This is a genomic window from Micromonospora mirobrigensis (genome assembly GCF_900091555.1).
In the GTDB taxonomy this organism is placed as follows: domain Bacteria; phylum Actinomycetota; class Actinomycetes; order Mycobacteriales; family Micromonosporaceae; genus Micromonospora; species Micromonospora mirobrigensis.
Genome location: NZ_FMCX01000007.1, coordinates 190072 through 210831 on the forward strand (window position 1 = coordinate 190072; position 20760 = coordinate 210831).

The window sequence follows — 20760 nt, forward strand, 5'->3', positions numbered from 1 at the left end:
GCCGCCGGGGACCGCTGGGTTCCCCAGTGGACGCGGATCGCGGAGGGACGTCGACGGTGAGACTTGCGGGGATCAGGTGGAACGGCCGGACGGGCGGCATAGCCGCCGCCATCGTGGCCACCACGGTGGCGGTGACCGCCACCATGGTGACGGCCGGGCCGGACGCCGAGGAGGACGCGGCGGCGCAGTGGGAACTGGCCGAGGGACCGGTCACCACCGCGCTGCACACCGTCGAGCTGCCGGCGGCAACCCCCACCGAGGTGGTCATGCCGCAGCGGCGCACCGAGAAGTTCTCCATGGTGGGCGTGAGCTGGAGCGATCCGAAGGCGCTGCTCAAGGGCACCATCTCGGTGCGGACCAGGGCCGCGCGGAGCGGCACCTGGTCGGCGTGGAAGCAGCTCACCACCGACGACCCGGGCGGCGCGGACCCGGCCGAGGTCGCGCGCGGTGCGGCCCGCGGCACCGCCGACCCGCTCTGGGCCGGCCCGTCCGACGGGGTCGAGGTCCGGATCAGGGCGGCCTCCGGCAAGGTCACCAACAAGCTGCCGGCCGGCCTGCGGCTGGACCTGATCGACCCGGGCCAGCCGGCCCGGGTCCGCAAGCCGCACGCCGCCGGCGTGGGCGGTCGCCCGGCGGAGCGGTTCCAGCCGGTGGCTCAGGTGCAGGCGCTGGAGCCGACCACCACCGACCCGGCGCCCACCGACCCGGCGCCCACCGCCACCACCACGGCCCCGGCGCCCACCACCACCGCCCCGGCGCCGACGACCACCACCACGGCTCCGGCGCCCACCACCACGGCGCCCGCGCCGACCACCACCGCCCCGGCTCCCACCAGCACCACGACCACCACCGCGCCGGCACCGACCACCACGGCGCCCGCGCCGACCACGTCGGCCCCGACGCCCACCCCGACCGCCACCGCCCCGGGCAACCCGGTGCCGGTCCCGAAGCTGCTCACCCGCGCCCAGTGGGGCGCCAACGAGTCACTGGTGAAGAACCCGCCGGACTACGGCACCGAGGTCCGCGGCTTCTGGGTGCACCACACCGGGACCAGCAGCGACTACGCCTGCGCCGACTCGGCGGCGATCGTGCGCAGCATCATGACCAACGACGTGCAGGTCAAGAAGTGGAACGACCTGGGCTACAACTTCATGGTCGACAAGTGCGGCACCGTCTACGAGGGGCGCAAGGGCGGCATCGACAAGCCGGTCGTCGGCGCGCAGACCCTCGGCTTCAACACCAACTACTCGTCGATCGCGGTGATCGGCACGTACATCACCTCCGGCGTCGACACCGCCGTGCAGGACGCGATCGCGCACGTCGCGGCGTACAAGCTCGCGCCCTACAAGTACGACCCGAAGGGCACCTTCACCACCACCGCCGGCGCCGACAACAACAAGTGGAAGCTCGGCCAGTCGCTGACGCTGCACCGCATCCCCGGCCACCGCGACGGCGACAACACCCAGTGCCCCGGGGACAGCCTCTACGCCCAGCTGCCGGCCATCCGCGCCAAGGCGGCCGACATCGTGGGCCTGGCCCTGACCAGCCTGAGCGGGACGAAGTCCGGCGACACCTACTACACCAAGGGGGCGGTCACCGCCTCCTGGACGGTGGCCACCCCGAGCGCGCTGATCTCCCGCTTCGACGTGCTGGTCGACGGCAAGGTCGCCGCCACCGTGCCGGGCACCGCCCGCTCGGCGGCGCTCACGGTCGCCCCCGGCCGGCACACCGTGCAGATCTCCGCGGTGAACTGGATGAAGCGCAGCGCCGTCACCCTCGGCCTGAGCGTCGTCGGCGACACCACCGCCCCGACGTTCACCAGGAACCCCGAGGTGACGCTGCGGACCGGCACGCTGAGCAGCACCGCCACCATGCCGGTCACCGTCACCGCCACGGCGGCGGACAACACCGCCCTGCGGTACGTCCAGCTCACCAACTCCCCGTCCAACACGGTCTACGCCCCGACCGGCAGCTGGGCCCGGACCGCCGCGCACAACGTGACCACCACCTGGAAGGTGAAGGCCGTCGACCAGGTCGGCAACTACCGGTACGTGGACGGCGTCCGCACCGCCGGGCTGACCTCGGAGCGGTCCGCCACCCGCAAGGGCACCTGGACCGACGTGAGCGGCGGCTCCTACCTGGGCAACCTGGCGACCACGTCGAAGATCAAGGGCTCGTCGCTGAAGTGGACGTTCACCGGCCGCTCCATCGCCTTCGTGGCCGCCCGGTCGCCGCTCTCCGGCCAGGCCGACATCCTCGTCGACGGGGTGAAGGTGAGCACCGTGGACCTCTACTCGGCCAGCAGCCCGTACCGGCAGGCGGTCTGGACGAAGAGCTGGTCGGCCAGCGGCACCCACACCATCGAGGTGGTCGTGGTCGGCACCGCCGGCCGCCCGGCGGTCACCGCGGACGGCTTCGCCGTGATCAGGTGACCCGCTGACGGAACGCGGAACGGGCCCCGGAGGAGAGATCCCCCGGGGCCCGTTGCGGTCGCGGCGCCGACCGGCGCGACGGCGTCAGACCAGGCAGGTGACGATGTCGGCGACGGAGCGACGGCGACCGGTGTAGAAGGGGATCTCCTCCCGGACGTGCCGCCGGGCGCCCGAGGCGCGCAGGTCCCGCATCAGGTCGACGATCCGGTGCAGCTCGTCGGCCTCGAAGGCGAGCATCCACTCGTAGTCGCCGAGGGCGAACGAGGCGACCGTGTTGGCCCGCACGTCCGGGTAGCCGCGGGCCAGCCGGCCGTGCTCGGCGAGCAGCTCCCGCCGCTCGGCGTCCGGCAGCAGGTACCACTCGTACGACCGGACGAACGGGTAGACGCAGAGGTAGGGGCGGGCCTCCTCGCCGGCCAGGAACGCCGGGACGTGGCTCTTGTTGAACTCGGCCGGCCGGTGCAGCGCCATCTGGGACCAGACCGGGGTCAGCGACCGGCCCAGCGTGGTCCGCCGGAACCGCAGGTACGCGTCCTGGAGCGCGTCGCTGGACGACGAGTGCCACCAGATCATCAGGTCGGCGTCGGCGCGCAGCCCGGCCACGTCGTACATCCCGCGGACCACCACGTCCTTGCCGGCCAGCTCCTCGAAGAGGGACTCGACCTCACCGGTCACGTTGTCCCGCAGGGACGGCAGCGGTCCGGTGGACCGGTACACCGACCACATGGTGTAGCGGATGCTCGCGTTCAGCTCCCGCAGTCGGGCGGCGTTGGTCTGCTCGGTCATGTCCCCGATCCTCCCAGTGCTGTGATGATCTCGTCGGCCGCCGTCGCGCCGGAGCGGACGCAGACCGGAATGCCGACGCCGTCGTAACCGGCGCCGGCCAGGACCAGGGTGGGGTGCGCCGCGCGCAGCGCCGCCCGGGCCGCCGCCACCCGGTCGAGGTGACCGGGGGTGTACTGCGGCAACGCGCCGCCCCAGCGCTGCACGTGGCCGGCGACCGGGGTGGGCAGCGGGTCGCCCAGCACCCCGGACAGCTCCTTGTGCACGGCGGCGACCAGGTCGTCGTCGGTGAGCTGGAGCGAGGTCTCCTCGCCGTACCGGCCGACGGAGGCGCGGACCAGGGCCAGCCCGTCGGGCTGGGCGAGGTGCCCCCACTTGGTGGTGAAGAACGTCGACGCCTTGATCAGCAGCCCCTCGGTGGCCGGCACCAGGAAGCCGGCGAGCCGGGGCAGCCGCGGCGCGGGCAGCGCCAGGGTGACCAGGGCGACGCTTGCGTAGTCGAGGCCGCCGACGGCGGCGGCCACCGCGGGCGCGGCCGCGTCGAGCAGCCGGGCGGCGGGGCGGGCCGGCACGGCCAGCAGCACGGCGTCCGCCTCCACGAGCTGCGGGTCGCGGGTCGGGCCCACCACCAGTCGCCAACCGCCGCCGGGGGTCGGGGTCAGCTCGCGCACGGTGGCGCCGGTGCGCACGGTGGCGCCGCTGGCGCGTACCGCCGCGTCGACGAGGGTGGACAGGCCGCCGGCGAGGGTGCCGAAGACCGGCGCACCGGGCGCCCGGGGGGCGGCGGCCTGGGCGGCCCGGACCGCACCGACCAGGGTGTGCTCCATCCGGGCGGCCCGGGCCAGGGCCGGCATGGTGGTGGCCAGCGACAGGTCGTCGGCCCGGCCGGCGTAGACGCCGCCGAGCATCGGGTCGACCAGCCGGTCCACCACCGGGTCGCCGAGGCGGGCCCGGACCAGCGCGCCGACGGCCACGTCGTCGTCCGCGCCGAGCAGCGGGCGGCCGGCGTCGCGGTCCCGCTCCGCGGCCGGCGTCGCGACCGTGGCCACCTGCGCCAGGTCCCCGGGTACGCCGACCAGGGTGCCGCCCGGGATCGGGCGCAGCGCGCCGTCGACGGCGAGGGCGGCCTGCCCGACGGTGGGGTGCACGATCTGCTCGGCCAGCCCGAGCCGGCGGACCAGGGCCACCGCGGCGGACTCCCCGCCGGCCGGGTCGCGCATCAGGAACGACTCGGCGCCCAGCTCGACGGTGCGCCCGGCCACCTCGCCGGTGCGCAGCTTGCCACCGGGGGCGCCGGAGCCCTCGTACACGGTGATCTCGGTGCCGGCGGGGGCGTGGTCGCGCAACCGGACCGCGGCGGCCAGGCCGGTGATCCCGCCCCCGATGATCGCGATCCGCCGTGCCCGGGTCATGGTCAGCCCCGGTCCGCCGGGGCGGCGGAGATCTCGTGGACCAGCGCGACCACTCGGGTCAGCACGTCCGGGTCGGTCTCCGGCAGCACGCCGTGGCCGAGGTTGAACACGTGCCCGGGGGCGGCCAGGCCCTCGGCGAGGATCCGCCGGACCTCGGCCTCGACGACCGGCCACGGGGCGAACAGGGTGGTCGGGTCGAGGTTGCCCTGCACCGCCCGGTCCGGGCCGATCCGGCGGGTGGCGACGTCCAGCGGGGTACGCCAGTCCACGCCCACCACGTCGGCGCCGGCCTCGCCCATCGCGCCCAGGAGTTCCCCGGTGCCCACCCCGAAGTGGATCCGCGGCACCGGCTGCGACTGCTCCGGCTCGGCGCGTCCGCTGCCGCGCCGCGACCCGGAGCAGTCGTCCGCCAGCCCGGCCAGCACCTTCGCCGAGTGCGGCATGACGAAGCGACGGTAGTCGGCCTCGGAGAGGGCGCCGGCCCACGAGTCGAAGAGCTGCACGGCGGAGACCCCGGCGGCGACCTGCACCCGCAGGAACGCCAGGGTGATCTCGGCGAGCCGGCCGCAGAGCGCGTGCCACAGCTCCGGCTCGCCGTACATCATCGCCTTGGTCTTGGCGTGGGTGCGCGACGGCCCGCCCTCGACCAGGTAGCTGGCCAGGGTGAACGGGGCGCCGGCGAAGCCGATCAGCGGGGTGTCGCCGAGCTCGGCGACGAGCAGCCGGACCGCCTCGTCGACGTACGGGACGTCGTCGCGGCCGATCGGCCGGATCCGCTCCACGTCCTCGGCGGTACGCACCGGCTCGGCCACCACCGGCCCGGTGCCGGGCACGATGTCCAGGTCGACGCCGGCGGCGGCGACCGGCACGACGATGTCGCTGAACAGGATCGCCGCGTCGACCCCGTGCCGGCGGACCGGCTGGAGGGTGATCTCGGTGACCAGTTCGGGGCGGCGGCAGGACTCCAGCATCGCCACGTTGGCCCGGATCTCGCGGTACTCCGGCAGCGACCGGCCGGCCTGGCGCATGAACCAGACGGGGGTGTGCGGGACCGGCTGGCGCCGGCAGGCCCGGACGAACGGCGAGTCGGCCGGTCCGCCGGGGCGGGGGGCTCCGTCTCGGGCGGCAGTGCCCGTGGTGTCGGTGGTCATCGCGGCAATCGTGCCACGCCCTGCGGGCCGCCCCCGCACCCCCGCCGCCTTTTGTGACGTGCGAGCACGGGCCCCCTGTTAACGCATTCGGTAGAGCAGGGGCCCCTTCTCGACCCTGGCGGGCCTAACCCTGGCGGGCGTCGGCGTGCCGTTGCCGGCGGCGGGGGCGTGCGGGCATAGGCTGCCGGCATGGCCCCCCCGACCGCGATTCCGGAGACGTTCGCCCGCGCGGTCTCCGGGCTGCGGTCGGCCACCTGCCGCCCGGAGATCGTCCTGGAGGAGGTGGGCGCGCCGCAGCGGCTGGCGCCGTACGGCTTCGCGCTCTCCGCCGGGGTGCACCGGGACGACGACGAGGTGGCGACCGGGCGGCTGATCCTGCTGCACGACCCGGCCGGGCACGAGGCGTGGCAGGGCACCCTGCGGCTGGTCACCTACGTGACCGCCGACCTGGAGGTCGACCTGGCGGCGGATCCGCTGCTGCCCGGGGTGGGCTGGACGTGGCTGACCGACGCCCTGGAGGCGCACGGGGCGCGGTACCGCGCTGCCGGTGGCACCATCACCCAGACGCTGTCCACCCGGTTCGGCGAGCTGGCCGGCCCCCCGGCGGCCGGTGACATCGAGATCCGGGCGTCCTGGACCCCGCTCGGCGAGAACCTGACCGCCCACCTGATGGCCTGGTGCACGTTGCTGGCCTCGACGGCGGGGCTGCCGCCGCCCGGGGTGACCGCGCTGGCCGACCGCCGTCCCGCCGGCGCCGCCTGACCCCGGCCGCCGCCCACCCGCGGGCGGCGACGGCCGGGGTGACCCGGTCAGAGATAGTTCTCGGCCTCGTTGCAGATCTTGTCCAGCCCCTTGCTGGCGGTCTCGAAGGCGCTGCGGTTGCCCGCCGCCGCCGCGTTGAGCGCGGTGGTCAGCTTGTCCAGGCAGGTGGCGATGATCTTCTTCTGCCGGGCCTGCTCGTCCCGGTCGTTGCGGGTGCCGGTGAGGTCCTGCTGGGTGTCGGCCAGCTTGTCCCGGGCCCCCTGGAGATCACCCCGGAGCTTCCTCATCTCCTCGGTGTTCGCGGCGATGGTGTCGTCCCGCTCGCTGACCCGGCGCTCGGCGCTGGTCAGCTCGCCGCTCTTGGCGACGTACAGGCCGGTCATCACGCCGCTGAGCACGAGGAGCAGCCCGGCCACCACGGCCAGGACCAGCACCTGGCGGCTGCGGCCCGCCTTCGGGGTCGGGGCGTCGTAGGGCGACGCCGATCCGGGCGGCGCCGACATCGGCGGCCCGAACGCCGGCTGCCCGAACGCGGTGGTCTGCCCCGGCTGCCCGAACCCCGGGTGCGGTGTGGTCGGGGCGGGCGGGGGCTGCCCGAATGCCGGGCCGGACACCGGCGGGGTGGGGGCTCCGTACGGAGGCGCCGAGCCGGGCGGGGCCGACATCGGCTGCCCGTACGGCGAACTCGACCCGGGCGGGGCCGACGGCTGGCCGTACGCCGGTCCGGACGTCGGGGCCGAGTGGCCGTACGCCGGGCCCGAGGTCGGCGGCGTGGGCGGCCGGCCGTACGCCGGTCCCGAGGTCGGCGGCGCGGCGTAGCGGTCGGCGCCCCCGGCGGCGGGGTCCGGCGCGCCCGGGTGCGGCGCGTTCGGCGCCGGCGGGGTGGCCGCCGGGTGGGCGCCGCCGCCGTGGCGACTGCCGTAGACGGAACCCGCCGGGCGCTGACCGGGCGGGGCGGCCGGCGGCGGGTACGCCGGCCGGTAGCCTTCCGGCTCGGTCGGTGGCTGGGACATCTTCTCTTCCTCCAGGGCACTGCTGGTCCGGTGCGGGTTTCCCGCGGGCGGACCGTGAGGTGAACCGGCGCGATGGCCGGCGTGCGCCGTCGAACGGCCGGGCGGGCGGTCGGTGTCGACGCGAACGGGGAGCCGCGCGGCTCAGCAGATCCGGAAGCCGGCGCAGGCTGTCCTGATAGGTACGGCGAGACCGATGCCCTCGGCGTTACGGGCCTTGGCGGTGGCGATGCCGACGACCTGCTTGGAACCGTTGATGACCGGCCCGCCGGAGTTGCCGGGGTTGATCGGCGCGTCGAACTGGATCACCTGCCCGGAGCCGCTCTCGTCCTTGCGGAAGGCGCTCACCACCCCGGTGGTGACGCTGTCCTCCAGGCCGAGCGGGGCGCCGACCACGATGATCTGCTGGCCGGAGCGGACCGGGCTGGGCGCGGTGGTCAGGCCGGTGAACTTGGCGGTGGTCCGCAGGTGGGCCACGTCGTGCTCCTTGTCCACCTTGACGATGGCGGCCGGGAAGCGCTGGCCGGTGCGCTCCAGGAAGACCTTGCGGCCGCCGGTGCTCCAGACCGACTCCACCACGTGGAAGTTGGTGAACAGGTTCGCCCCACCACCGGCGGCGGGCCGGCCGACCACGAAGGCGGTGCCGGTGAACTGGCCGGCCCGGACGCGGAAGACGCTGGGCAGCACGCTGCTGGCGATGGCCTCCGGGTTGAACGCGGCGCCGGCCTGCCGCTCCAGCGCGTCGGCCCGCTTCGTCAGGTCGTCGAGGCGACCCCCGTGGTCGTCCTGCCCGGCCTCCAGCCGGCGGTCGGTGTCGGAAAGGCGACTGATCTGGTACGCCTGGACGCCCGTGACGACGGCCAGCACCAGTGCCACGGCGACCGCCACCGGACCGACCCAGCGCCGGCGCGACGGTGCGGGAGCGACCGGCTGCGCAGCCGCACCGGGCGGGACGCCGGCCGGGGCGGGCGGGACCGGACCGGGGCCGAAGGGCGCGGCGGGGAACGCGCCGGGCGGGGCCGGCGGGGCGGATGCGCCGGGGGCCGGGACACCGCCCCAGGGGCCGGTGGGTGGCGACGGGGACCAGCCCTCCCGGGAGGTCGGCGGCGCGACGGCCGTACCGGCGGGCGGGGCGGTGGCGCGCTGCCCGGCGACGCCCCGGTGCTGCTCACCGGCGGCCGGCCAGGCGGTCCCGGCGGCGACCGGCGGGTAGGACGGCGCCGGCGGGTAGGACGGCCCGGCCGGCGGGGGCGGGGCGGGCGGATACGCGTTGGTCGGTGGCCAGGGCCGCTCCGTCCGCGGCGCCCGTGGACCCGGTGGGCCGTCACCGGCGGCCTCCGGCCGGCGCTCGGCGTCGCTGCCCGGCGGCGCGCCGCCCGGCCCGTACCAAGCCGTCATGATCGTTCTGCCTCCCCGTGGACGTCTGCCGCGACGCCGCCTCGGGCTCCTCGACCGGCACGACGCTCGATGGACCGTACCTGCGGGAACGGGGTTTGTCTCCCCCGTTGTCCGGTTCGGTGGGTCACCCGTCGGCCGCTTCGCGGACACCACGCCGACCGGCTCCGCACACCGGATCGTGGCGGGCACTAGGGTTGTCAGGTGACCGACGAACCACCCCTGCGCCGTCGGGCCGTCGACAGCCGTGATGGAGCCGTCCCCTCCCCGGCCACGCCCGAACCGGCGGACGCGGCGGCCGACCAGCCCGTCGGCGGCCCCGTCCCGCTGACCGCCCCCCGTGACGGAACCCCCCAGCCGGTGGCCACACCGCGCGAACTGGACGAGGTCGTGGCCCGCTTCGCGGCGGGCGGCGGCCCGGTGGCCCTGGACGCCGAGCGCGCCTCGGGCTACCGGTACAGCCAGCGGGCCTACCTGGTGCAGCTGCGTCGGGCCGGCGCCGGGACGGCCCTGATCGACCCCCTGCCACTGCCCGACCTGAGCGCCCTGGACGCGGTGATCGGCGAGGCCGAGTGGGTGCTGCACGCGGCCAGCCAGGACCTGGCCTGCCTCGCGGAGGTGGGGTTGCGCCCGCGCCGGCTCTTCGACACCGAGCTGGCCGCCCGGCTGGCCGGGTTCGAGCGGGTCGGCCTGGCGGCGCTGACCGAGCAGCTGCTCGGCTACACCCTGGAGAAGCACCACTCCGCCGCGGACTGGTCCAGCCGGCCGCTGCCCGAGTCGTGGCTGACCTACGCGGCGCTCGACGTGGAGATGCTGGTCGACCTGCGTGACGCCCTCGACGAGGAGCTGGACCGGCAGGGCAAGTCGGCGTGGGCCGCGGAGGAGTTCGCCGCGCTGGTCCGCAACGGCGCCCGCCCGCCGAAGGTGCGCGCGGAGCCGTGGCGGCGGACCTCGGGGATCCACCGGGTCCGCGGCGCGCGGGCGCAGGCCCGGGTCCGTTCCCTCTGGTACGCCCGCGACCAGATCGCCGTCCGGCGGGACGCCGCTCCCGGGCGGGTGCTGCCGGACTCGGCCATCGTGGCCGCCGCCGAGCTCGACCCGAAGGACGAGAAGACGCTGCTCACCCTCCCCGGGTTCGGTGGCCGTTCGGTGCGCCGGCTGGCCCGGACGTGGCTGGCCGCCCTGGACGACGCCCGGCAGCTGCCGGAGGACGCGTTGCCGGTCACGCCGACGGTGGAGGGCCCGCCCCCGCCGCACCGGTGGGCGGAGCGGGATCCGGTGGCGGCGGGCCGGCTGGCCCGCTGCCGGGAGGTGGTGGTGCGGATCTCCGGCGAGCACCGGATGCCGGCGGAGAACCTGATCGCCCCGGACTCGATCCGCCGGCTGGCCTGGCAGCCCCCGGAGGAGATCACCGACGACACCGTGGCCGAGACGCTGCGTGGCTTCGGTGCCCGCGAGTGGCAGCTCGGTCTCCTCCTTCCCGACCTCACCCGGGCCCTGGCCGAACCCACCCCCTGAACCGGGGGTGGGTGTGGGATGGGCCACACGGGGGGTGGTGTCGAGGTTGGTTACTGACGAGTAGCATCCGAGGGGCCACGCCCGTGCCGGCGACCTTCGTTCGGTCCGTTGTGCCGCCTGTCGGCGCGGAGGCCGAATCATGGTCGATAAGGAGGCTCAAGTGCCCCGTGAAGTCCGGGATGTCGTCTTCGTCGACGGCGTCCGCACCCCGTTCGGCAAGGCGGGTGGGATGTACGCCAACACCCGCGCCGACGACCTGGTGATCCGCTGCATCCGCGAGCTGCTGCGCCGTAACCCGCAGCTGCCGCCGGAGCGGGTCGAGGAGGTCGCGATCGCCGCCACCACCCAGATCGGCGACCAGGGGCTGACCATCGGCCGGACCGCCGCCCTGCTGTCCGGCCTGCCCAAGACCGTTCCCGGCTTCTCGATCGACCGGATGTGCGCCGGTGCGATGACCGCGGTGACCGCCGTCGCCGGCGGCATCGCCATGGGCGCGTACGACATCGCCATCGCCGGCGGCGTCGAGCACATGGGCCGTCACCCGATGGGTGAGGGCGTCGACCCCAACCCGCGGATCATCGCGGAGAAGCTGGTCGACCCGTCCGCCCTGGTGATGGGCGCGACCGCGGAGAACCTGCACGACCGGGTCCCGCACATCACCAAGGAGCGCACCGACGCGTTCGCGCTCGCCTCGCAGCAGAAGACCGCCAAGGCGTACGCCAACGGCAAGCTCCAGGACGACCTGGTGCCGGTGGCCATCCGCGACGCCGAGGGCGGCTGGGGCCTGGCCACCACCGACGAGGCCCCCCGGGAGACCTCGCTGGCGAAGCTGGCCACCCTGAAGACCCCGTTCCGCCCGCACGGCAAGGTCACCGCGGGCAACGCGGCCGGCCTGAACGACGGCGCCACCGCCAGCCTGCTCGCCGACGAGGCCACCGCCCGCGAGCTGGGCCTGCCGGTCGCCATGCGGCTGGTGTCGTACGGCTTCGTCGGCGTCGAACCCGAGGTGATGGGCGTCGGCCCGATCCCGTCGACCGAGAAGGCGCTGCGCATCGCCGGCCTGAGCATCGACGACATCGGCCTGTTCGAGCTGAACGAGGCCTTCGCCGTGCAGGTGCTCGCCTTCCTCGACCACTTCGGCATCGCCGACGACGACCCGCGGGTCAACCCGTGGGGTGGCGCGATCGCCATCGGTCACCCGCTCGCCTCCTCCGGTGTCCGGCTGATGACCCAGCTGGCCCGGCAGTTCGCCGAGCACCCCGAGGTCCGCTACGGCCTCACCGCCATGTGCATCGGCATCGGCATGGGCGGCACCGTGATCTGGGAGAACCCGCACTGGGAGGGTGGCAACAAGTGAGCGCGCTCGCGGCACCGAACGAGGTCGTGACCAGGGCGCTGCTGCGCCAGGTGCGCGTACCGGGGCTGGCGAAGCCGGCCGCCCTGATCACCCTGGACAACGGCTTCGACCACACCAAGCCGAACACCTTCGGCCCGGCCGGCCTGACCAGCCTGGACGAGGCGGTCACCGCCGCCCTGGCGGCGGACCCGGCGTTCATCGCGGTCACCGGCAAGCCGTACATCTTCTGTGTCGGCGCCGACATCGTCGGCCTGCCGGCGCTGGCCGACCGTGACCAGGCGCTGGAGATCGGCCGGCTCGGCCACCGGGTCTTCGCCCGGCTCAAGGACAGCGCGGTCCCCACCTTCGCCTTCGTCAACGGCGCGGCGATGGGCGGTGGCCTGGAGCTGGCCCTGCACTGCCACTACCGGACCCTGTCGTCCGGCGCGGCGGCGCTGGCGCTGCCCGAGGTCTCGCTCGGCCTGGTCCCCGGCTGGGGCGGCACCCAGCTGCTGCCGAACCTGATCGGCATCCCGGCGGCGACCCAGGTGATCATCCAGAACCCGCTGATGCAGAACAAGATGCTCAAGCCGAAGCAGGCCGCCGAGCTGGGCATCGCGGACGTGCTGCTGGAGCCGGCCGACTTCCTGGAGCGGTCGCTGGAGTGGGCCGCCGGCGTGGTCTCCGGCGAGGTCAACGTCACCCGGCCCGAGGTGGACAAGGACATGTGGGCGGGCGTGCTCTACTTCGCCCGGCAGACCCTCGACCAGCGACTGCACGGCGCGGTCCCGGCCGCGTACAAGGCGCTGGACCTGCTGGAGACGGCGAAGGACGCCGACTTCGCCACCGGCACCGCGGCGGAGGACGAGGCCCTGGCGGACCTGGTCTTCTCCGAGGAGCTGCGCAGCGGCCTGTACGCCTTCGACCTGGTGCAGCGGCGGGCCAAGCGGCCGGCCGGCGCGCCGGACAAGGGCCTGGCCCGCCCGGTCACCAAGGTGGGCATCGTCGGCGCCGGCCTGATGGCCAGCCAGCTCGCCCTGCTCTTCGCCCGCCGCCTCCAGGTGCCGGTCGTCATGACCGACCTGGACCAGTCCCGGGTGGACAAGGGCGTCGGCTACGTGCACACCCAGATCGAGAAGGCCGTCAGCAAGGGCCGGATGGACAAGGGCACCGCCGCCAAGCTGTACGGCCTGGTCAGCGGCACGGTCGACAAGGGCGCGTTCGCGGACGCCGACTTCGTCATCGAGGCCGTCTTCGAGGACCTGAACGTCAAGAAGCAGGTCTGGGCCGAGCTGGAGAAGATCGTCAAGCCGGAGGCGGTGCTGGCGACGAACACCTCGTCGCTCTCCGTCTCGGCGATGGCGGCGGAGCTGGAGCACCCGGAGCGGGTGGTCGGCTTCCACTTCTTCAACCCGGTGGCGATGATGCCGCTGCTGGAGATCGTCCGGGGCGAGCGCACCGACGACGCCACGCTGGCCACCGCGTTCGCGGTCGGCAAGCAGCTGAAGAAGTCGTCGGTGCTGGTCTCCGACGCCCCGGCGTTCGTGGTGAACCGGCTGCTGACCCGCTTCCTCGGCACCGTCTTCGCCGCCGTCGACGCGGGCACCCCGCTGGAGGTGGCGAACCGCGCGCTGGACCCGCTGGGCCTGCCGATGCGTCCGCTGGCCCTGCTCCAGCTGGTCGGGCCGGCCGTGGCGTACCACGTGGGTGGCACGCTGCACGCCGCGTTCCCGGACCGGTTCTCGGTCAGCGAGAACCTCAAGCGGATCGCCGACTCCGGCCAGCCCATCGTGACCGACGACCAGATCAACGACGAGGTCGCCAAGCTGCTCGTGGTCGGCGACCAGCCGCTCACCGAGGAGCAGGTCCGGCAGAACGCGCTGGACGCGCTGGCCCAGGAGATCCGGCTGATGCTGGACGAGGGCGTCGTCGCCGAGGCGCAGGACATCGACCTGTGCATGATCCTCGGCGCCGGCTGGCCGTTCCACCTGGGCGGCGTCACGCCGTACCTGGACCGGACCGGCACCTCCGAGCGGGTCGCCGGCAAGCGGTTCCTGCCGCGCGGAGCCGCCAGCCTGCGCTGAGGCGTCCCAGACATCCCGCTCCCCCGCGATCGCGGTGGTCGGCCGTCCCTGATGGACGGTCCGGCCACCGCGATCGTCATGTCCGGCCCCTGGGCTACGATCAGCCGCCCACCTTCCGCCTGGAGCTGATCCGATGTCCTCACCACCGGTCGACCCCTGGTCCCGGCAGCCGGCACACCCCGCTGTGCACGGACAGCCGCCCGAGCCGGCCGCGGCCGACGACTGGCCCACCGCCGCGTACCCGGGCGTCCCCGTTCCGCACGCCGGCGAGGACCCGACGGCCGCGTATCCAGGCGTCCCGGGCGGGGACCCGACCGCCGCCTACCCGGCCGTTCCCGGGCCGCCCGGCGCGGGCCACACCGCCGCCTACCCGGCCGTTTCCGGGCCGCCCGGCGCGGGCCACACCGCCGCCTACCCGGGCGCGGGGGCTCCGACGGGGGCGCCGTGGGGCCCGCCGGCCGGGCCGGGACCCGGCTCGGCGTACCCGCCGCCGGTCGGTGGGTTCCCGCCCGCCCCGGCGTACCCGCCGGCACCGCAGCACGGGTACGGCCCGGCGCCGGTTCCGCCGGCCCGCGGGTCCCGCCTGCCACTGGTGCTCTCCCTCTCCCTGGCCGGTCTGCTGGTGCTCTGCCTCGGCGGGGGCGGCCTGGCCTACGTGACGCTCTCCGGCGACGACGACAAGCCCGGTTCGGCCCGCCCGGCGGCAACCGGCGCGGCCTCGCCCGGCACGACCCGGCCGACCCCCTCGACCGACGACGAGGAGCCCGAGGGCGACTCCTCGTTCCCCCGGATCCGGCTGGTCACCCCGAAGACGCTCTCCGGACGGCCGAAGAGCAGCGACCCGCAACTCCGGGCGCTCGCCGCCGACATGGTGTCCGAGATGAGGTCGACCGTGCGCAACCAGACCGGGACGGTGGGCGCCTTCTACGGCAGCCCGGAGCAGCGGAACATGGTGATGGTGGCCGCCGCCTCGGGCCTGATCCTCGATCCCGGCAAGGAGATGACCGACGCGGTCACCGCGCTCACCCGGGACCTGTCGCTCACCGGGATGACCCGGGTCGCCCCGGGGCCGCTGGGCGGCAAGGCCCGGTGCGGCAACGGCAGTGGCTCCGGCGTCCGGATGGGCGTCTGCGTCTGGGCGGACACCGGCAGCACCGGTGTGCTGATCTTCTTCTTCTCCGACGCGGCGAAGGCGGAGGCGCAGTTCGTCAAGGTGCGCGGGCAGATCGAGAAGCAGGCCTGACGGAATTGGCCACGGCGCTCAGGTTTCCACGAGCACCGCGGCCAATTGTTCGCATCGATAGCGTCGACTACGCCCTGCCTTACCGCATACCCGAGGGGCTGGCAAGAAGGAGCGCAAACCATTCAATGCGATTTCGATCCCATAGGAACGACACCAAGAAATTGCCGGTTTCACGCGATTTTGGCATTCTTGCGGCCTGAATCAGATGACTCACGAAGTCGCCTACTAGGCTGCTCCGCAACGCTGATCTAGTTAATCGCGGATCCGATTGACTAGATTTCCCGCTGCACGTGGTAGGCGTAACCAACGTCCACACAGCGGTACCTCGAACTACCGAAGCCACTGGAGATTGCCGCTTGCGCCGTACACGCCGTAAGCCCATTCGTGGTGTGATCGTAGCTCGAGACGAAGACCCATGCTGCTTGCGCGGGAGAAGCAACAGCTACCGCTCCAACCGACAGCACTGCGGCACAGATCGCGGTCCCGAAAGCTCTCTTTTTCGTCCTCTTCACGCCCAACCCTTCCATTCACTGAACACCGTTACGCCACTCTTGAGCAGCCCACCACAGCAAACCGCTTCGACGTCTGTAAATAGATATCACGAGTTCCGATTTACTGTCAACCGCAGCTATGCTTCGAAGCGCCTCTACGGCACATCTATGCAGGTAACCCTGGATTTTGGTTGAGCGCTAAGACAGAAGCACTTCAGGGGCCAGCCCCGCCCTCTCGCTAGAGAGAGGGCTGAAGGAAGGGAGTCCTCTCGAATGCTCCAGCCGTACGTCCTTCAACTGACGCCGGACCACTCGGCGGGGTGGCCCAGTGCGGCGACGCGGAGGCCTCCAACGTCCCGCTGGGCATCTGCGTCTGGAGCGACAAGGGCAGCCTCGGCATGGTCATCCTGTACTTCAAGACCGGTGCGCAGGCCGCGGCCGAGCTGGTCGAGATCCGCGGCCAGGTCGAGAAGAAGTCCTGACGTCGGGGCCCCGCCCGCTCCACGGTGGGCGGGGCCGCGCCGGGTCAGCCGGACGTCGCGGCGCGCTCGGCCGCGCTGCGCAGCACGCAGAACTCGTTGCCCTCCGGATCGGCCAGCACCACCCAGCCCCCGCCGTCGGGTCGACTGTGGTCGGCGACCAGGGTCGCGCCGAGGCCGAGCAGGCGCTCGACCTCCTCGGCCCGGCTCCGATCCGTCGGCTCCAGGTCGAAGTGGAGCCGGTTCTTCACCGCCTTGCCCTCGGGTACGGCGAGGAAGAGCACCATCGGGCCGCCGGGCGGGTCGAGCCGGGCCTCCGGATCGCCCGGGAAGTCGTCCGGATGCCGGGGACACCCCCAGACCTCGGCCCAGAAGCCGGCCAGTGCGTACGTGTCGCGGCAGTCGACGCTGACGTTGTAGATGCGGGAACTCAACGCAGGCTCCTCCAGGTGGTGGGAGCGACCGAACCTGCCAGCCGGGCGCCCCCGGCGCAACCCGATTTCAGCCGGCCAGCAGCCACCCGGCGACCGCCAGCGTGACCATCGAGAGCCCGGTGCTGGCCAGCACCGTACGGCGCGCCACCAACTCCCCCTGGGCGTACCCGGTGGCGTAGACCCAGGTGTTCTGCGCGGTGGGCAGCGCGGCGCACACCACCACCGCCAGCAGCTCGGCGCGGTCGAGCCCGACCGCCCAGCCCGCCAGGCCGGCCAGCGCCGGCTGGACCAGCAGCTTCAGCCCGCAGAGCGCGACCACCTCGCCGCCCGCGCCGGTCGACCGGGGGCCGGCGGTGGTCAGCGACAACCCGAGGGCCACCAGCGCAGTCGGCACGGCCGCCTGGCCGAGCAGCTCCAGCGGCCCGGCCAGCCACTGCGGCGCAGGCCGGTGCAGGGCCGAGGAGAGCGCCCCCAGCGCCAGGCCGGCGATCACCGGATTGCGCAGCGGCATGCTCGCCAGGCGCCCCGGCCGCAGCGCCTGCCCGGTCGCCCGGTCCAGCAGCACCAGGATCACCGGGGTGACCACCAGGACCTGGAACAGCAGCACCTCGGTGAGGAAGGCGACGTCGCCCAGCACGTGCAGGGCGACCGGGATGCCGAGGTTGGCGGAGTTGACGTAGCCGGCCGCCATCGCCCCGATGGTCGCCTCGCCCGGGCCGCGGCGCAGCGGCCCGGCACAGAGCAGGAAACCCAGGACCATGGTGAGCGTCGTGCCGACGGCGAAGGCGCCCAGGGCGTCCGGGTGGAACGACAACCGGCTGCGGGACAGCGCGGTGAACAGGGCCGCCGGCATCGCGAGGTGGAGGACGAAGCCGCCCAGCACCCGTTCCGCCTCAGCACCCAGCAGCCCCCGCCGACCGGTGAGCCAACCCAGGCCGGTGAGCAGCCAGATCGGCACGAAGGCGGCGAGCACCGGCCGGTCAGCGGGTCGGTGAGCCGTCCGCCGGCCGGCCGGCGGAGCGTACCGCCGGGGTCGGCGCGGCGCCCGGCGCGGGCAGCGTCACGGTGACCTCCAGCCCGCCGCCCGGCTGGGCGAGCACCTTCACCCGGCCGCCGTGCGCGTCGCAGACCGCGCGGACGATGGAGAGCCCGAGCCCCGACCCGCGCGCCCCGGTGCGCTCCTGGCCGCCCCGGCGGAACGGCTCGAAGAGCCCCGGCACGTCGGCCTGGTTCACCTCGAAGCCGGTGTTCCCCACCACCAGCCAGGAGCGCCGGCCGTCCGAGCCGGTCCGCACCCACAGCCGGCCGTGCAGGTGGTTGTAGCGGACCGCGTTCTCGACCAGGTTGCCGACCAGCCGGTCCAGCAGCCCCGGATCGCCGAGCACCGGCGCCGGCTCCACCGAGGTCTGCACCCGCAGGCCGATCCGCTCCACCTCCCGGCGGACCGCCGACAAGGCGCTCGCCACGCCGGTGGCCAGGTCGCACTCCGTACGCCGGCCGAGCGCCCGGCCCGCCTGGGCCTCGCTGCGGGCCAGCAGCAGCAGCGCGTCGACCAGGCCGTTGGCCCGTTCCGAGGCGTCCCGGACGACGGTGGCCATCCGGCGGTACTCAGCCAGGTCCGCCTCGTCGTCGCTGAGCGTCACGTCGATCTCGGTCCGCATCACCGCCAGCGGGGTACGCAGCTCGTGCGAGGCGTTGGCCACGAACCGCTTCTGCGCCTCGAACGAGTCGGCCAGCCGGTCCAGCATGGCGTCGAACGTCTTCGCCAGTTCCGCCACCTCGTCGTCCGCCCCCGACCAGCCGATCCGCTGGTCCAGGGTGGCCTCGCCGAGCCGCTGGGCGGTGGCGGTGACCTGGTGCAGCGGACGCAGCGCCCGGCCGGCGACCGCGTACGCCCCGGCGACGCCGACCACGCCCACCGCGACCAGCGCGCCCAGCCCCTTGGCGAGCAGCTCCCGGGAGGCGGCGTCGACCAGCTGCCGCTGCCACTGCCCGGCGTCCAGCGACCGGCCGTCGGCGAGCAGCACGGTGGTGCCGGGCAGCAACTCGTCGGTGGGGCGCAACGCGTCGCGGACCAGCAGCCAGGCCAGGATCAGCAGGATCGCCCCGGCGCCGACCAGCAGCACCCCGTTGAGCAGGGTCAGCCGCAGCCGCAGGGTGGGCCGCACCCAGCCGTCCGGCCGCCACCTCCTCACGCGGCCGCCTCGGCGGTGCGGTAACCCGCGCCGACCACCGTCTCGATCAGCGGCGGATCGCCCAGCTTCTTGCGCAGGGTCATCACGGTGACCCGGACGATTGTGGTGAACGGGTCGGTGTTGGCGTCCCAGACCCGCTCCAGCAGCTCCTCGCTGGAGACCACCGCCCCGCGCGCCTTGAGCAGCTCGCAGAGCACCCCGAACTCCTTGTTGGTCAGGTCCACCGGCGTGCCGGCGCGGGTGACCACCCGGCGGGCCGGGTCCAGCGACAGGTCCGCCAGCTCCAGCACCGGCGGCGCGGCCGGGGTGGCCCGCCGGCCGAGCGCCTGCACCCGGGCCACCAGCTCGTCGAAGGCGAACGGCTTGGGCAGGTAGTCGTCCGCGCCGAGCTGGAGGCCCTCCACCCTCTCGGCCACGGTGCCGCTGGCGGTGAGCATCAGCACCCGGGTGAGGGTGCCGGAGGCGACCAGGTCCGCGCAGATCTCGTCGCCGTGCCGGCCGGGCAGGTCACGGTCGAGGACCACCACGTCGTAGCGGGTGACGAAGGCCGCCTCGTGGCCGGTGTCCCCGTCGTACGCGACGTCCACCGCCATGCCGCGCTTGCGCAGTCCCCGCGCGATCGCATCGGCGAGGTTGCGTTCGTCCTCGACCACCAGTACCCGCATCCCGACCTCCCGCGCCGGCCGCCACGCCACGCGGCTGACCTGCCCGACAACCTAGTGCCCCGGCACCAGCGTTCAGCGGCCGAGCTGCCACACGCCCAGTGTGCCGTCCAGCCGGCGGCAGACCAGCACCCGGTCCCGGGTGGCGCAGTCGTCCCAGTAGCCGGGCAGCACGTCGAGCACCCGGGCCTGACCGGCGGCGACGTCCAGCTCGGCCACCAGCTCCCGGCTGTCCTTCAACCGGTGCAGCCCGAACAGCTGCTCCCGGGTGGGGTCGGTGACGGCAACCCGCCAGCGCCCCAGGTCGGCCAGCAGCCGCCCGTTGGCCGGGTCGAGGACGGTCAGCTCCGCCTCCTGGCCCTGGGCGAGGAGGCCGACGAGGAGCCGGTCACCGACCGGGAAGAACCCGTCCGCCCGCTCCGCGGTCCAGCGGATCCGCCCGGTCGCCGGGTCGATCACCTGGACGCCGGACTCACCGAAGATCATGCAGATGAGCGCGCCGCAGTCCTGGTAGCCCCACCCGTCCCGCGAGGCCACGGGCAGCCGCAGGCGCCACCGCGGGTCGAGCCGGTCCAGGCCGTACGCGTACAGCGTCCCCGAGCCGTCCTGGACCAGCAGCAGCCCGTCGATGGTCTCGACCCGGTCGTAGAACCCGGCGCGGGCGGGCGCGATCGGACCGGCGACCAGCAGGTCACCGGTGCGCGCGTCGTACACCTGCACCCGACCCCGGGCATCGATCACCAGGAAGCGACCCACGCCGGCCGGATCGCCGTACTCGAAGGTGGATCCGGTGGTCGGCAACGGCCGGCTCCAGCGCGCCTGACCCGAGGTGAGGCCGACCGCCTCGAGGGTGCCCGCGCCGGCACCCGATCCGGACTGGAGGAGCACGGTGCCCTCCCGGCCGGAGAGCGGGTAGCCGGCCCGCTGCCAGCGCACCCGCCCGGTGGCCACGTCGACGGCCGTGGCCACCGGTTCGCCGTTGCCGGCCGGGATGCTCGCCACCAGCAGGATGCCGGCGTCGACGGTGAGGCCGAGCACGCGGTGGCCGGGGGCGAGCGGCATCCGCCACAGTCGCCGCCCGTCGGGCACCTGGTAGGCGACCACCTCCGACGACGGGCGCATGCTCTGCGGCCCGTCCGCCACGAAGAGCCGGCCGTCGGCCAGCTGGAAGGTGGACACCTGGGGGCCGGGCAGCGTCACGTACTCCCGCCGGACCGGACCGGGCGCGGACCCGGCGGCGGTGAGCAGCACCAGCAGCAGGGCCAGCAGAACCCGGGCGGCGCGGGCCGGTGGGGCGGCGCGGACCGGCTCCGGCCGTGGGTCGTCGTCGTCCTCGTGCCGCAGCTCGCCCAGCTCGATCATCGACACCCCCG

General features: G+C 74.2%; 17 protein-coding genes. 7 read left to right on the forward strand and 10 right to left on the reverse strand.

Going from position 1 to position 20760, the window contains the following annotated elements:
* The first annotated feature begins 56 nt into the window (after window positions 1-56).
* Window positions 57-2432, forward strand: coding sequence for an N-acetylmuramoyl-L-alanine amidase (locus GA0070564_RS29470; protein WP_176730793.1), 2376 nt, complete (start codon window positions 57-59; stop codon window positions 2430-2432).
* Window positions 2433-2516: 84 nt separating this feature from the next.
* Here GA0070564_RS29470 and hemQ read toward each other — a convergent pair whose 3' ends face one another.
* The 3 genes from hemQ to hemE are packed head-to-tail and all read right to left on the reverse strand — an operon-like array spanning window position 2517 to window position 5778.
* The gene (gene hemQ / locus GA0070564_RS22605) at window positions 2517-3218 is read right to left on the reverse strand and encodes a hydrogen peroxide-dependent heme synthase (protein WP_091612233.1); all 702 of its coding nucleotides are present in this window, start codon (window positions 3216-3218) and stop codon (window positions 2517-2519) included.
* Entirely contained in the window at window positions 3215-4627 is a 1413-nt protein-coding gene (gene hemG / locus GA0070564_RS22610; RefSeq protein ID WP_091612237.1) for a protoporphyrinogen oxidase, read from the reverse strand. The genes hemQ and hemG overlap by 4 nt, the downstream gene beginning before the upstream one ends.
* A gap of 2 nt (window positions 4628-4629) precedes the next feature.
* Window positions 4630-5778, reverse strand: coding sequence for a uroporphyrinogen decarboxylase (gene hemE, locus GA0070564_RS22615; protein WP_091612241.1), 1149 nt, complete (start codon window positions 5776-5778; stop codon window positions 4630-4632).
* A gap of 189 nt (window positions 5779-5967) precedes the next feature.
* Here hemE and GA0070564_RS22620 point away from each other — a divergent pair, with 189 nt between their 5' ends.
* The gene (locus GA0070564_RS22620) at window positions 5968-6540 is read left to right on the forward strand and encodes a DUF3000 domain-containing protein (RefSeq protein ID WP_091612246.1); all 573 of its coding nucleotides are present in this window, start codon (window positions 5968-5970) and stop codon (window positions 6538-6540) included.
* A 47-nt stretch (window positions 6541-6587) separates the two neighbouring features.
* On the opposite strand, the gene GA0070564_RS22625 is transcribed toward GA0070564_RS22620, so the two are convergent.
* Entirely contained in the window at window positions 6588-7553 is a 966-nt protein-coding gene (locus GA0070564_RS22625) for a hypothetical protein (RefSeq protein ID WP_091612250.1), read from the reverse strand.
* 141 nt (window positions 7554-7694) lie between these two features.
* Entirely contained in the window at window positions 7695-8948 is a 1254-nt protein-coding gene (locus GA0070564_RS22630; RefSeq protein ID WP_091612252.1) for a S1C family serine protease, read from the reverse strand.
* Window positions 8949-9149: 201 nt separating this feature from the next.
* Here GA0070564_RS22630 and GA0070564_RS22635 point away from each other — a divergent pair, with 201 nt between their 5' ends.
* The 5 genes from GA0070564_RS22635 (at window position 9150) to GA0070564_RS29475 (ending at window position 16099) form a co-directional block, all read left to right on the forward strand.
* Window positions 9150-10463 (forward strand): ribonuclease D, encoded by a 1314-nt coding sequence (locus tag GA0070564_RS22635; RefSeq protein WP_091612255.1) that lies wholly within the window; start codon window positions 9150-9152, stop codon window positions 10461-10463.
* Window positions 10464-10623: 160 nt separating this feature from the next.
* Window positions 10624-11820, forward strand: a complete 1197-nt coding sequence (locus GA0070564_RS22640) for a thiolase family protein (RefSeq protein WP_091612259.1) — start codon at window positions 10624-10626, stop codon at window positions 11818-11820.
* Window positions 11817-13883 carry a 3-hydroxyacyl-CoA dehydrogenase NAD-binding domain-containing protein gene (locus GA0070564_RS22645; protein WP_091612264.1) on the forward strand — a complete coding sequence of 689 codons (2067 nt, stop codon included), beginning with the start codon at window positions 11817-11819 and terminating at the stop codon, window positions 13881-13883. The genes GA0070564_RS22640 and GA0070564_RS22645 overlap by 4 nt, the downstream gene beginning before the upstream one ends.
* A gap of 133 nt (window positions 13884-14016) precedes the next feature.
* Window positions 14017-15126 carry a hypothetical protein gene (locus tag GA0070564_RS22650; RefSeq protein ID WP_141714842.1) on the forward strand — a complete coding sequence of 370 codons (1110 nt, stop codon included), beginning with the start codon at window positions 14017-14019 and terminating at the stop codon, window positions 15124-15126.
* 811 nt (window positions 15127-15937) lie between these two features.
* Complete coding sequence (locus tag GA0070564_RS29475; RefSeq protein WP_176730794.1) at window positions 15938-16099, forward strand: hypothetical protein; 162 nt, start codon at window positions 15938-15940, stop codon at window positions 16097-16099.
* A gap of 44 nt (window positions 16100-16143) precedes the next feature.
* On the opposite strand, the gene GA0070564_RS22655 is transcribed toward GA0070564_RS29475, so the two are convergent.
* From GA0070564_RS22655 to GA0070564_RS22675, 5 genes are all read right to left on the reverse strand, one after another.
* Complete coding sequence (locus tag GA0070564_RS22655; RefSeq protein WP_091612271.1) at window positions 16144-16530, reverse strand: VOC family protein; 387 nt, start codon at window positions 16528-16530, stop codon at window positions 16144-16146.
* A 67-nt stretch (window positions 16531-16597) separates the two neighbouring features.
* Window positions 16598-17503, reverse strand: a complete 906-nt coding sequence (locus GA0070564_RS22660) for an AEC family transporter (RefSeq protein WP_091612274.1) — start codon at window positions 17501-17503, stop codon at window positions 16598-16600.
* Between the two features lie 7 nt (window positions 17504-17510).
* Window positions 17511-18725, reverse strand: coding sequence for a sensor histidine kinase (locus GA0070564_RS22665; protein WP_245670158.1), 1215 nt, complete (start codon window positions 18723-18725; stop codon window positions 17511-17513).
* Window positions 18722-19390, reverse strand: coding sequence for a response regulator transcription factor (locus tag GA0070564_RS22670; protein ID WP_091612818.1), 669 nt, complete (start codon window positions 19388-19390; stop codon window positions 18722-18724). Before GA0070564_RS22670 ends, GA0070564_RS22665 begins: the two co-directional genes overlap by 4 nt.
* Window positions 19391-19462: 72 nt before the next feature.
* Entirely contained in the window at window positions 19463-20749 is a 1287-nt protein-coding gene (locus tag GA0070564_RS22675; RefSeq protein ID WP_245670178.1) for an outer membrane protein assembly factor BamB family protein, read from the reverse strand.
* Window positions 20750-20760 lie beyond the last annotated feature (11 nt).

Excerpts from the sequence above, each read along its gene's own strand:
- hemG (WP_091612237.1), bottom strand. The coding sequence starts at position 4,627 with ATGACCCGGGCACGGCGGATCGCGATCATCGGGGGCGGGATCACCGGC.
- GA0070564_RS22650 (WP_141714842.1), top strand. The coding sequence starts at position 14,017 with ATGTCCTCACCACCGGTCGACCCCTGGTCCCGGCAGCCGGCACACCCC.
- GA0070564_RS22670 (WP_091612818.1), bottom strand. The coding sequence starts at position 19,390 with ATGCGGGTACTGGTGGTCGAGGACGAACGCAACCTCGCCGATGCGATC.
- GA0070564_RS22630 (WP_091612252.1), bottom strand. The coding sequence starts at position 8,948 with ATGACGGCTTGGTACGGGCCGGGCGGCGCGCCGCCGGGCAGCGACGCC.
- GA0070564_RS22620 (WP_091612246.1), top strand. The coding sequence starts at position 5,968 with ATGGCCCCCCCGACCGCGATTCCGGAGACGTTCGCCCGCGCGGTCTCC.
- hemQ (WP_091612233.1), bottom strand. The coding sequence starts at position 3,218 with ATGACCGAGCAGACCAACGCCGCCCGACTGCGGGAGCTGAACGCGAGC.
- GA0070564_RS22675 (WP_245670178.1), bottom strand. The coding sequence starts at position 20,749 with ATGATCGAGCTGGGCGAGCTGCGGCACGAGGACGACGACGACCCACGG.
- hemE (WP_091612241.1), bottom strand. The coding sequence starts at position 5,778 with ATGACCACCGACACCACGGGCACTGCCGCCCGAGACGGAGCCCCCCGC.
- GA0070564_RS22625 (WP_091612250.1), bottom strand. The coding sequence starts at position 7,553 with ATGTCCCAGCCACCGACCGAGCCGGAAGGCTACCGGCCGGCGTACCCG.